General features: G+C 71.0%; 9 protein-coding genes. 3 read left to right on the top strand and 6 right to left on the bottom strand.

Features of this window, described 5'->3' with window-relative positions:
- Positions 1 to 22: 22 nt before the first annotated feature.
- The 6 genes from BQ6202_RS14225 to BQ6202_RS14200 form a co-directional block, all read right to left on the bottom strand.
- Entirely contained in the window at positions 23 to 1,405 is a 1,383-nt protein-coding gene (locus BQ6202_RS14225) for a flavin monoamine oxidase family protein (protein WP_072315012.1), read from the bottom strand.
- A gap of 58 nt (positions 1,406 to 1,463) precedes the next feature.
- Positions 1,464 to 2,147 carry a hypothetical protein gene (locus BQ6202_RS14220; protein WP_072315011.1) on the bottom strand — a complete coding sequence of 228 codons (684 nt, stop codon included), beginning with the start codon at positions 2,145 to 2,147 and terminating at the stop codon, positions 1,464 to 1,466.
- A gap of 25 nt (positions 2,148 to 2,172) precedes the next feature.
- On the bottom strand, positions 2,173 to 2,685 hold the full coding sequence (locus tag BQ6202_RS14215) for an amino-acid N-acetyltransferase (protein WP_072315010.1): 513 nt from the start codon (positions 2,683 to 2,685) through the stop codon (positions 2,173 to 2,175).
- 59 nt (positions 2,686 to 2,744) lie between these two features.
- A complete protein-coding gene (locus BQ6202_RS14210; protein ID WP_072315009.1) occupies positions 2,745 to 3,296 on the bottom strand; it encodes a dihydrofolate reductase family protein in 552 nt (183 codons plus the stop codon).
- A 97-nt stretch (positions 3,297 to 3,393) separates the two neighbouring features.
- On the bottom strand, positions 3,394 to 6,345 hold the full coding sequence (locus tag BQ6202_RS14205) for a cell wall-binding repeat-containing protein (RefSeq protein ID WP_072315008.1): 2,952 nt from the start codon (positions 6,343 to 6,345) through the stop codon (positions 3,394 to 3,396).
- A gap of 180 nt (positions 6,346 to 6,525) precedes the next feature.
- Positions 6,526 to 9,006 carry an ATP-dependent Clp protease ATP-binding subunit gene (locus BQ6202_RS14200; RefSeq protein WP_072315007.1) on the bottom strand — a complete coding sequence of 827 codons (2,481 nt, stop codon included), beginning with the start codon at positions 9,004 to 9,006 and terminating at the stop codon, positions 6,526 to 6,528.
- A gap of 227 nt (positions 9,007 to 9,233) precedes the next feature.
- Here BQ6202_RS14200 and BQ6202_RS14195 point away from each other — a divergent pair, with 227 nt between their 5' ends.
- Genes BQ6202_RS14195 through BQ6202_RS14185 form a run of 3 tightly spaced genes read left to right on the top strand, consistent with a single transcriptional unit; the run spans position 9,234 to position 11,633 of the window.
- A complete protein-coding gene (locus BQ6202_RS14195; protein ID WP_072315006.1) occupies positions 9,234 to 9,959 on the top strand; it encodes a hypothetical protein in 726 nt (241 codons plus the stop codon).
- Complete coding sequence (locus BQ6202_RS14190; RefSeq protein ID WP_072315005.1) at positions 9,960 to 10,208, top strand: helix-turn-helix domain-containing protein; 249 nt, start codon at positions 9,960 to 9,962, stop codon at positions 10,206 to 10,208. It abuts the gene before it with no gap.
- Between the two features lie 30 nt (positions 10,209 to 10,238).
- Positions 10,239 to 11,633, top strand: a complete 1,395-nt coding sequence (locus BQ6202_RS14185; protein ID WP_072315004.1) for a CPBP family intramembrane glutamic endopeptidase — start codon at positions 10,239 to 10,241, stop codon at positions 11,631 to 11,633.
- Positions 11,634 to 11,675 lie beyond the last annotated feature (42 nt).

Genomic DNA, 11,675 nt, shown 5'->3' with positions numbered 1-11,675 from the left:
GCGCCGACGAACGGGTGCGGGGCTAGGCCCCGAGGGTCGCGAGCACATCCTCGGCGGCCTGGCGGCCGGAGCGGATGGCGCCGTCGACGTGCTGGTAGCCGTGGCCGGCGTAGTCGCTGCAGGCCCAGTGGATCGGCCCGACGGGCTGGCGCTGGTCGGGGCCGTAGCGGTGGAGGCCGCCGAGGTCGTAGCTCGCGGCGTAGGCGCCGCGCGTCCACTCCTCGCTGCCCCAGTCGCTCTCGTAGTACACGACCGGCTCGAGCGCCTCAGGGCCGAGGTAGTGCGCGATCGAGTCGAGGATGCGACGGCGGCGCTCCTCGTCGCTCAGGAGGAACGCGGCATCGGCGTGCTCGTCCGAGACGAATCCGACGAGCGTGCCCCGCGCATCCGCGTGGTTCGTGTTGTCGTAGAGCTCGTGCACGAGCTCGTCGGGCCCGAAGCCCGTGCCCGAGAGGCCCGCCTCGCGCCAGAAGGGCCGGTCGTAGACCGCGTGCACCTTGATGACGATGCCGAGCGAGAGGTGCTGGTGCAGCTGGTGCTGACGGCGCGGCAGCGGCGGCTGCACGTCGATGCGGGTGATGAGGTTGGGCGGCACGGCGACGATCACGCGGCGGCCGCGCACGACGACGCCGTCGGCGACCACCCGCACACCGTCGTCGGAGCGCTCGATGCGCCGCACGGGCGCCGAGAGGTGCACGGCATCGCCGAGCGCCTCGGCCATGCGGACGCTGACCTGCTGCATGCCACCGACCACCCGGCGATCGAGGATCTCGTCCTCGTCGAGCAGGTTGGCGAAGCCGCCGGCGCTCGCCGCCATCAGCAGTGCCTGCAGGGTCGAGAACGCGTGCGAGGGCTTCGTCAGCATGGCCGGACCGATGAAGAGCGCCGTCAGGCTCGCGGCAGCCCGGTCGTCGGTCTGGTCGCGCAGCCAGCGCTCGAAGGCGACGGTGTCGAGCTCGCGAGCACGCGGGTGGTCCCAGGGCGCTTCCGGGTCGATCTCGGCGACCAGGCCCTCGATCACCGCGACCAGCCGGTCGACCTCTGCGAGCGTCGCGGCATCGATCGGGAAGTCGCCGGTGAAGCGCTCCGCAGAGCCGTCGGGGTGCACGTAGACGGACTCGCCGACGCGGTAGCGCGGGAACGTCTCGAGCCCGAGCCGCTCGATCGTCTCGAGCAGCGTCGTCTGGTGCGGCGAGACCCACTGCCCGCCGAGCTCGAGCATGGCGCCGTCGACGGTGTCCGTCCAGGTGCGGCCGCCGACGCGGTCGCGCGCCTCGAGCACGGCCACGGTCCGGCCGGCATCGACGAGCGCGGTGGCCGCCGCGAGCCCTGCGGGGCCGGCGCCGACGATCACGACGTCGACGGACGTCTCGCTGTCGATCCCTCGGGGTTCCTGCTCGGCCATGCCGCTCTCCGCTCTGCGCACCTGGGGCGAACCTAGCGCCCTTCGGGGCCGGAGACCATCATTCCAGGATGAACTGGCGGCTCTCGGCGCTCGCGTAGTCGCCGACCCTCACGCTCAGGTTGTAGGCGGCGCCGCCCGCCGTCACCTGCGGGCGCTCCGCGGTGCAGGTGTCGGACGAGGATCGCGTGCGATCCCACTCGATCGGCATCGTCGACTGCGGCGTGCCCGGCTGCAGCGCGACGACGTTGTCCTGCACGTCTGCCGCGCAGTCGGACCACCGGTAGACGAGCTCGTCACCCGTGCGGATCTCGTACTCCTGCACGCTCGTGCCGGCGTTGAGCGAGCACGGCTCCTCGCCGGTGTTCTCGATCGTGAAGGTGAGCTGCACGGGCTCGTCCTCGGCGTAGGTCGAGCGGTCGGTGCCCGGTGCGATGCGGATCTGCTCAGCGGTGCACGGCTCGCTCGCGTCGGCCTCGGGGTCGCCCCCGATGGGCGTGAAGGGCTGCGTCGAGGTCGGCTCGGGGCTCTCCTCCTCCTCGCCGCCCTCGGGCTCCGGCGTCTCGGGCGCTGCCGTGGCCGGCGCGCTCTCGCTGGGCGAGGTCGGAGCGGGAGCGTCACCGGAGGCCCACGGCTGCCAGATCACGAGCCCGACCGCCACGAGCACCGCGATCAGCAGCAGCGCGAGCAGCGTGCGGCGCCGGCGCACGGCGGCGCGACGCTTGGCCGGAGGATGCGTGCTCACTGATTCAGGGTAGGCGAGCGGGCGCTCAGAGGCGCTTGAGCATCCGCGTGTTGCCGAGGGTGTTCGGCTTGACGTGCGCGAGGTCGAGGAACTCGGCCACACCGCCGTCCTGCGAGCGCAGCAGCTCGGAGAACACGTCCGGCTCGACGACCTGCTCCGCGACCTCTGCGAAGCCGTGGCGGCCGAAGAACTCGGTCTCGAAGGTGAGGCAGAACAGCCGTGTGAGACCCAGCCGCCTCGCGCGCTCCTCGAGCGCGTCGAGCATGGCGTGGCCGACGCCGCGCCCCACCGCGTGCTCGGCCGCAGCGATCGTGCGCACCTCGCCGAGGTCCTCCCAGAAGACGTGCAGCGCGCCGCAGCCCACCAGCTCTCCGTCGCGCTCGGCCACCACGAACTCCTGCACCGCCTCGAAGAGCGTCACGAGCTCCTTGCCGAGCAGGATCTGGCGATGCGCGTAGGGCTCGATCAGGCGCTGCATGTCGCGCACGTCGCTCGTGCGCGCGGGGCGCACGGTGATGTCGGATGCGTCGTGGGTCATGGGTGTCGAGCCTACGCCGCAGCGGCCCGGCACGCGCGCCGCCGGGTCGCTCTGCGCGGCTATCCCACCCGGTAGACGAGCCGCGCGAACTGCCCGACCTGGCGCGTCTCGACGAGGGTGAGGCGGTCGGACTCGATCCGGCGCGGGAGCAGCGGCGCGCCGCTCGCCAGGGCGACGGGCGCGATCGAGATGGCGATCTCGTCGAGCGCCCCCGTGTCGAGGAACTGCCCGGCGAGGTCGCCGCCGCCGACGACCCAGATGTCCCCATCGCCCGCCGCCGCGCGGATCTCGGGCAGCGCCTCCGTCACCGTGCCGCGCAGGAAGCGCACGTCGGCGCCCTCCGGCACGGGCAGCTCGCGGCTCGAGAAGACGAAGAGCGGTCGGTCGCCGTAGAACTCCTGCCACGTGCCGGGGTTTGCTACCACGTCCCATTCCCGCAGCCCCCACTCGTAGGTGTGGGATCCCTCGACCATGACGGCAGCGTCGGCCGGCAGCAGCGAGTCGTCGGGATCGGTGCCGCCGTCGACGGCGAAGAGCCAGGCGAGCGAGTGATCGTCGTCGGCGAGGAAGCCGTTCAGGGTGGTCGCAGTGTCGAAGATGATCTTGGCCATGCGGGCACGCTAGCGATGGCCGCCCACACGCGCCCGTGCACAGCGGCGGGGGTGGAGCCGAAGCCCCCCCCCCGCCGCCGATCAGACGATCAGCTCATCAGCTGCAGCGCGTCAGCGCAGCAACCTCCTCGCTCAGCGAGGGCGTGCCGCCGAGCAGCGTCACCGACGTGGCCGAGAGCGACTCGAGCGCGCTCAGCACGCTCGCGTCGATGCAGCCCGGCCGGGTGATCAGCAGCGGAGCGCCCTGCGCGCCGGCCACGGCTCCACCCGAGAGCGCGTCGGGGAAGAGCACGCCGCTCGCGAGGTAGGCGCCGGCCTCGGCCGAGTCGAACGCCGCCCGCGTGACGATCGCGCTCGTGATGAAGCGGTTCGAGCCCGCCTGGCGCGACACGACGAAGCCCGCGTCCACGAGCTCACCGGCCTGCGCCGAGGGAACGGCGTTGGTGTCGCCGATGACGCGCACGCGCTCGACCTCCAGGTCGTCGAGCAGCGCGACCGTCTCCGAAGGGATCTCGACCCGGGTGTCGACCAGCATCAGCGGCCACTCGAGGTGGCCGGCCGCGGCACCCGCCGACAGCGCGTCGGGGAAGCGGCTGCCGGTCACCACGTAGGCGCCCTCAGCCGACTCGAACGCGTAGTCCGCGACCATGCGGCTGGTCTCGAACCGGTTGACCCCGCCGAGGCGGGTGACGTCGCTGACCGTCTCGATGTCGGCGATCGCCGACTCGACAGCCGCGCTCACCGAGGGCTCGCCGCCCACGATGACGACGCGCTCGGCGCCGAGGCGCGCGATCTCGTCGAGCACGACCTGCGGAGCCTCGGCCTTGGGCACGAGCAGCAGCGGCCCGCCCTCGGTCGCGGCAGCGGGGGCCGCCGTCAGCGCGTCGGGCCAGACCTGGCCGCTCGCGACGTAGACGACCTCGGCACCCTGGCCGTAGTGCGACTGCGAGATCTCGACGGAGGTCTCGAACCGGTTGTCGCCCGCGATGCGGTCGACCGCGAAGTCGACCGCCAGCGGCAGCGCGATCGCGGTGCCTGCGGCCGTGCGCAGCTCGAAGGCGCTCTGGGCGGATGCGATGGGCACGGTGAGCTCGACGGTCGCCGAGCCGTCGACCACGTCGAACGAGCCGAGCAGCGTGTCGTCGAGGTAGAGCTCGATCTGCTCGCTGACGGGAGCGCCGAGCGAGGTGAGGTCGATCTTGTTGACCGTCATGCTCAGCTCGGTGCCGGGAGCGACGGGCTCGGTCGGCAGACCGACGACCTCGAGCTGGCGGCGCGAGAAGTCGGGCGAGATCGGCGACTGCGCCTCGATGTAGGCCTCGAAGGCCTCCGAGTCGACCAGGCCGGAGTCACGAGCCCCGCTGCCAGCGGTGAAGCCGCGGAAGTTGTCGCCGCCGGAGAGCAGGAAGCTCGGCGCCGCGACCCGGAACGTGTCGTCGGCGGCCACGAGCTCGCCGTCGACCCAGATGCTCGTGATGCGCGAGCCCTCGGCGAGCGTCGAGTCGTAGGTGTACTCGACGTTGTCGCTCAGGCCCAGCTGCAGGTAGGCGCGCGAGGGCACCTCGCCGCCGGCCGTGCGCTGCCACTGCTGCTCGAGGACGAGCTTGAGCTGCGCGCCCGTCAGCGTGGTGGTCCAGAGGTTGTTGGCGAAGGGCAGCACCGCGGCCGCCTCGCCCACGGTCACGACGCCGTCGCCGGCCTCGCCGTCGGCAGCCTCGAAGAGGAACTCGTCGCGCAGGCCGCCCGGGTTGGTGATGCCGATCTCGGCACCGCCACGGCTCTCGGAGGAGAGCTGGTCGCGCAGCATGTTGGCGACGAGGGTGCCCATCGTGGATGCGGAGCCGCGGTCGTCGCGGCCGCCGTCGCGGAACGCGGTGGTGATGTCGCCCGTGATCTCGCCGAGCGGCTCGCTGCCGATGACCTCGGCCTGCTCGAGCGCCTCGTCGGTGATGGTGTCGACCGCTGCGGCGCGCGGGAAGGCGGCGATCAGCTCCGCTGCCGGCTCGGCCGTGCGCGCGACGTTCTGCACGGTCGGGAACGAGACCTCGCCCGTCGCCACGTCGACCTCGGCCACGACCTGGCTGACGTTCTCGGCGTACTGGCCGCCCTGCACGATCGGGCGCACGTCCTGCGTGCTGCCCTCGGGTGCCGGCGCGAGCCAGGAGTAGAGCTTGTGGGTGTGGCCGTTGAAGATCACGTCGACGTCCGCCGCGGTGTCCTCGACGATCGAGCGGAACATCTCCGACTGCGCCATCGACGCCTCGAGCGATGCGGCCTGCTCCTCCTGCGGAGCGTTGATCGCGAGGGTCGCCTGGGAGCCCTCGTGGTAGTCGGCGATGATGAGGTCGGCCTCGCCGTTGGCCTCGTCGCCGTCGCTCAGCTGCGCGGCGATCTCGTTCACGGCCTCGACGGGGTCGCCGAACAGGACGCCGTCGATGCCGGAGGGGTCGACGAGCGCCGAGGTCTCCTGCGTAACCGCGCCGATGACGCCGACCGTGACGCCGTTGGACTCGAACAGCGCGTAGCCGTCGTCGATCCGGGCGCCGTCGAGCGTGACGTTGGCGGCGAGGTAGGGGAAGTCGGCGGCGTCGCGCACCCGGCCCTGCAGGTCGTCGATGCCACGGTCGAACTCGTGGTTGCCGACCGCTGCCGCGTCGACCTCGAGCGCGTTCAGCACCTCGAGCGAGGGCGTGTCCTGCTGCGAGGCGGAGGCGTAGAGCGAGGCGCCGATGTTGTCGCCGCCGGAGAGCAGCAGCGAGGCGTCGTCGCCGAAGGGTGCGCGCAGCTGCTCGATGGTGCCCGCGAAGCCGACGGTGCCGCCGCTCCAGTTCTCCTCGTCACCCTCGTCGCCCGAGGGTGCCTGCAGACGGCCGTGGAAGTCGTTGAAGTGCAGGATGTTGACGACGCCGCTCTCGACGGCCGCGGGGGCCGCTCCGGCGTCGTTCGTGCCTGCCTCTGTCGCGAGCGCGACGGTCGGGGCTGTCAGGAGCCCCAATCCGAGGGCGCAGGCGGCTCCGGCCGCCACGTTGCGCTTGAAGTGCTTGATCACTGTCTCTCCGATGCAAGGGATGCGGACGGCGCGCGGGACACGCCTATGCCGAGCCTAGGAACTCGGAGGGCGACGCGCGAGGCCCCATTCTTGCCTCGAGGTGAACAGGCGGTGACCGTCTCCGGACGACGGAGCAGGGGACCCCTCTCGGGATCCCCTGCTCCGTGGCTCGTCGACCGGTCAGGCGTCGGCTGGCTCGAGCTCCGGCTCCTGCGGCTCGGGGCTCGTGTGCGTGAAGACGAACTCGCCGTCGGCGAAGTCCACCATCACGTGCTCACCCGCGCCCAGCTCGCCGTGCAGGATCTTCTCGCTCAGCACATCCTCGACCTCGTGCTGCACCGCGCGGCGCAGCGGCCTGGCACCGAGCGCCGGGTCGTGCCCGATCTCGATCAGGCGCTGCTTGGCAGCCACCGTGAGCTCGATCGACATGTCGCGGTCGAGCAGGCGCTCCGCCAGGCGGTTGATGAACAGATCGACGATCTGCAGCAGCTCGCTCGGCGAGAGCTGCGGGAAGACGATCATCTCGTCGACGCGGTTCAGGAACTCGGGCTTGAAGTTCTTCTTGAGCTCCTCGCGCACCTTGCCGCGCATCCGGTCGTAGTCGTTGCCCGCGTCGCCCTCCATGACGAAGCCCACCGGGCCACCCGAGATGTCCCTGGTGCCGAGGTTGGTCGTCATGATGATGACGGTGTTCTTGAAGTCGACCACGCGGCCCTGACCGTCGGTCAGTCGACCCTCCTCGAGGATCTGCAGCAGCGAGTTGAAGATGTCGACGTGCGCCTTCTCGATCTCGTCGAAGAGCACGACCGAGAACGGCTTGCGGCGCACCTTCTCGGTGAGCTGCCCGCCCTCCTCGAAGCCGACGAACCCGGGAGGGGCGCCGAAGAGCCGCGAGACGGTGTGCTTCTCGCTGTACTCCGACATGTCGAGCGCGATGAGCGCATCCTCGTCGTCGAACAGGAACTCGGCGAGCGCCTTCGCCAGCTCGGTCTTGCCGACGCCCGTGGGGCCGGCGAAGATGAACGAGCCGGAGGGGCGGCGCGGGTCCTTGAGGCCCGCGCGCTGACGACGGATCGTCTTCGCGAGCACGTCGATCGCCTCGTTCTGACCGATGACGCGCTGGTGCAGCGCCTTCTCCATGAAGATGAGGCGAGCCGACTCCTCCTCGGTGAGCTTGAACACGGGGATGCCGGTCGCGTTCGCGAGCACCTCGGCGATCACGCCCTCGTCGAGCACGCCCGTGGGGCCGCCGTTGCCGCTGCGCCACTGCTTCTCGGTGCGGAGCCGCTCGCCGAGCAGCTCCTTCTCCTCGTCGCGCAGGCGCGCCGCAGCCTCGAAGTCCTGACCCTCGATGGCGCCCTCCTTGCGGGTGCGCACGTCGGCGATCTTCTCGTCGAACTCCCGCAGCTCCGGCGGGGCCGAGAGGATCGACAGGCGAAGGCGAGCGCCGCCCTCGTCGATCAGGTCGATCGCCTTGTCCGGCAGGAAGCGATCCTGCACGTAGCGGTCGGCGAGGTTCGCCGCCGCGACGAGCGCGCCGTCGGTGATCGTGATCTTGTGGTGCGACTCGTAGCGGTCGCGCAGGCCCTTGAGGATGTTGATCGTGTGCGCGACCGAGGGCTCGTTGACCTGGATCGGCTGGAAGCGGCGCTCGAGCGCAGCGTCCTTCTCGAAGTGCTTGCGGTACTCGTCGAGCGTCGTGGCGCCGATCGTCTGCAGCTCGCCGCGGGCGAGCAGCGGCTTGAGGATGTTCGCTGCGTCGATCGCGCCCTCTGCGGCGCCCGCGCCGACCAGGGTGTGGATCTCGTCGATGAAGGTGATGATGTCGCCGCGCGTGCGGATCTCCTTCGTCACCTTCTTGAGGCGCTCCTCGAAGTCGCCGCGGTAGCGGCTGCCCGCGATGAGCGAGCCGAGGTCGAGCGTGTAGACCTGCTTGTCCTTGAGCGTCTCGGGCACCTCGCCCTTGATGATCGCCTGCGCGAGGCCCTCGACGACGGCGGTCTTGCCGACGCCCGGCTCGCCGATCAGCACCGGGTTGTTCTTGGAGCGGCGAGACAGGATCTGCATGACCCGCTCGATCTCCTTCTCGCGACCGATGACCGGGTCGAGCTTGCCGTCGCGCGCCGCCTGCGTGAGGTTGCGGCCGAACTGGTCCAGGATCTGCGATCCCTTGGCGTCGGACTGGACGGTCTGCTCACCGCCGACGGTCGTGGACTCCTTGCCCTGGTAGCCGGCGAGGAGCTGGTTGACCGTCTGGCGCACGCGGTTGAGGTCGGCGCCGAGCTTCACGAGCACCTGGGCTGCGACACCCTCGCCCTCGCGGATCAGGCCGAGCAGCACGTGCTCCGTGCCGATGTAGTTGTGGCCGAGCTGCAGCGCTTCGCGCAGGCTCAGCTCGAGCACCTTCTTGGCGCGCGGTGTGAAGGGGATGTGCCCCGACGTCTGCTGGCTGCCGGTGCCGATCATGTCCTGCACCTGCGCGCGCACAGCATCGAGCGAGATGCCCAGCTGCTCCAGTGCCTTCGCAGCGACGCCATCGCCCTCGTGGATGAGGCCGAGCAGGATGTGCTCCGTGCCGATGTAGTTGTGGTTGAGCAGCTTCGCCTCTTCCTGGGCGAGCACCACGACTCGGCGAGCGCGGTCTGTGAATCTCTCGAACATCGCTGCCTCCCTTCCTTGATTGTCGAGCGTAGCCGCGCGCTCGGGGGTGACGTGCGGGTGTTCGCTGTCGGCGCGACGACGATGCGCCAGCGGTGGCACGCGCCCGGTCCGCCGGATGCCGTGCGCTCGGCATCGCGCGCGCGGCACGCGGTTGCACTCCGCCCGCATACGTGCGACATTATCGACCATCGATAACAACGATGATCGATAAATCGAGAGGACCTCGCATGACACCTTGGTGGATGCTCACCGCGATCGCCCTGCTGCTGGGGGCCATCGCCCTCGCCGTGGCCGCGGCGCGCGCGACCCGACGTGGGAGCGACAGCGCGGTCGTGACGACGGCGCTCACCCTCGCGGTCATCACTGCGGTCATCGCCGCGGTGGGCGGCGTCGTGGCACTGCTGTCGAGCCTGCTGGCGCCGTCGGTGCCGATCTCGATCCCCGTGCAGGACTACTGGCCGGTGCTGCCCGCCGGCGCCGAGATCCAGGGCCCGTCCGCGACGCGCGTGGGCGGCGGATTCCGGACAGCCGAGATCGTGGCAGCGGGGCTCAGCATGGGTGCCCGGGTCTGCTGGGGGATCTCGCAGGCCGTGGCATGGCTCGTGCCGGGGACGGTGGCGACGCTCGTGGCCATCACCTGCGCGCAGCTGCGGGCAGGCCGCCCCTTCGCCCCGGTGCTCGCGCGCCTGACGATGTTCGTCGCGGGCGCTGTCGCGCTCGGCGGCACGTGCGCCCAGGTGCTGGGCGACACCGCCGGCAGCATGGCCGCGCAGGAGCTGCTGGCGGTGACCGGCTGGACGAGCCCGGAGGACCTGTCGGCGCTGCTGCCGCAGCCTGCGCTCCTGATCACCTTCCCGTTCTGGCCCATCGGCGCCGGCTTGGCGCTCGCGGCGCTCGCCACGCTGCTCCGACGCGGGCAGGCGCTCCAGCGCGACACCGAGGGGCTGGTGTAGGTGCCCGCCGAGGAGGATCTCTCCCGCCTGCACTGCAGGCTCGACGAGCTGCTCAGCGAGCGCGGCATGACGCTGACGGCGCTCGCCGACGCCGTCGGCGTCAGCCTCGTGAACCTCTCGGTGCTGAAGAACGATCGCGCGAAGGCGATCCGGTTCTCCACCCTCATCGCGCTGTGCGACGCCCTCGAGTGCCAGCCCGGCGAGCTGTTCACGGTCACCGCTCACGGAACGCAGAACTCGGATCGGTAGCCTGCGAGGGCAGACGCGACGAGGAGCACGGTGACCGATCAGCCCAGCCAGTCCTGGAACCAGCACGGCTCGCAGCAGCCCCCGCAGGAGGGGCGGCCGCAGTACGGGCAGTACTACGGTGCGCCGCAGGTGGCGTCGACGCCGCAGTACGGGCAGCAACCGCAGTACGGGCAGCAGCCGCAGTACGGGCAGCAGCTGTACGCGCAGCCGCAGTACGGGCAGCAGCAGCACGGGCAGCAGCCCCTCGGGTTCCCGCCAGCATCGCCGACGAAGCCCGCGCTGCTGCCTGCGGCGCTGCCGATGTCCGGGCGCCCCTTCGCCATGGCCTTCCAGCCGCTCGAGCGGCGCGTCGGTCGCTGGTTCATCGCCTGGGCGATCGCGATCGGCTTCTTCTTCGGGGGGCAGATCCTCTCGCTCGTCCTGCTGCTGCCCGGCATGGCCGACTTCCTCGCGACGGTCGACCCCACGGACCTCTCGCTCGATCAGCAGGAGATCACGAACCGGCTCATCGAGACCGTGATCGGCACGCCGCTGGGCATGGCAGCGGTGAACATGGCCTGGGCAGCGATGATCCCGGGTGCCATCGTTGCCATGGCGGCCTTCGGCATGCGCGCGGCGGGCTTCGCCTCGAGCGTCATCGGCCGGTGGCGCTGGAGCGTCGTCGCCCGATCGGCATTCGTCATCCTGCCGATCTTCGCGATCTACATCGGCCTGTCGCTGTCGATGGATCGCTCCATCGAGTGGCAGTGGAACCCGAGCTGGGGCCTCGTCATCGCGGTGCTGCTCACGACGCCCCTGCAGTCCGCTGGCGAGGAGTTCACGTTCCGAGGCCTGCTGCCGCAGCTCATGGGCGGTTGGCAGCTGCACCGCTACGTGCCAGCGCTCGTGATGCTCTTCCCGTCGCTGCTGGTGGTGGTGCTGCAGCCGGCCACCTGGTGGCTGTCGATGCTCGCGCTCGTCGCGGCGGCCGTCGGCCCCTGGGTGCTGACCGGCCGCTTCGGCAACGCGGTCTGGACCGGCGTCGCCACCGGCCTCCTGTTCGGCGCGATGCACGCGCATCCGTCGATCGCCGCGACGCTGCAGCTCTCGCTCGTCGGCTTCGCGTGCTCGATGCTCACCTACCGCACCGGTGGCCTCGAGGCCGCGTCGGTGCTGCACGCCGCGAACAACGTGTTCATCATGGTGCCGCTCGCACTGACCGGCACGTCGGCGTTCTCCGGCCAGCCGGTCGCGGGTGAGGACTGGATCTCGACCGCGATCACGGCGGCGGCGCTCGGTCTCGCCTACGCCGCGGTGCACTTCACGATGCCGAAGGTGCAGCGCTTCACCGATGGCTCGGCGGCCGCAGACATGCTCGCGCCGCCCCAGCAGCCCGGGCCGCAGCAGCAGGGACCGCACGCGGAGACGACGACGCCCGCTCCCTGAGCGCAGCGCGCACCGCGCGGCTCACGCCGGCACGCGCCAGAG

Source organism: Agrococcus sp. Marseille-P2731 (genome assembly GCF_900117395.1).
Taxonomy (GTDB): Bacteria; Actinomycetota; Actinomycetes; order Actinomycetales; family Microbacteriaceae; genus Agrococcus.
Note: the sequence above shows the minus strand (reverse complement) of the source record. Positions and strands in the feature narration are given on the sequence as shown.

Coding starts and splice junctions, on each gene's coding strand:
- BQ6202_RS14225 (WP_072315012.1), bottom strand. CDS start 1,405: ATGGCCGAGCAGGAACCCCGAGGGATCGACAGCGAGACGTCCGTCGAC.
- BQ6202_RS14215 (WP_072315010.1), bottom strand. CDS start 2,685: ATGACCCACGACGCATCCGACATCACCGTGCGCCCCGCGCGCACGAGC.
- BQ6202_RS14210 (WP_072315009.1), bottom strand. CDS start 3,296: ATGGCCAAGATCATCTTCGACACTGCGACCACCCTGAACGGCTTCCTC.
- BQ6202_RS14200 (WP_072315007.1), bottom strand. CDS start 9,006: ATGTTCGAGAGATTCACAGACCGCGCTCGCCGAGTCGTGGTGCTCGCC.
- BQ6202_RS14195 (WP_072315006.1), top strand. CDS start 9,234: ATGACACCTTGGTGGATGCTCACCGCGATCGCCCTGCTGCTGGGGGCC.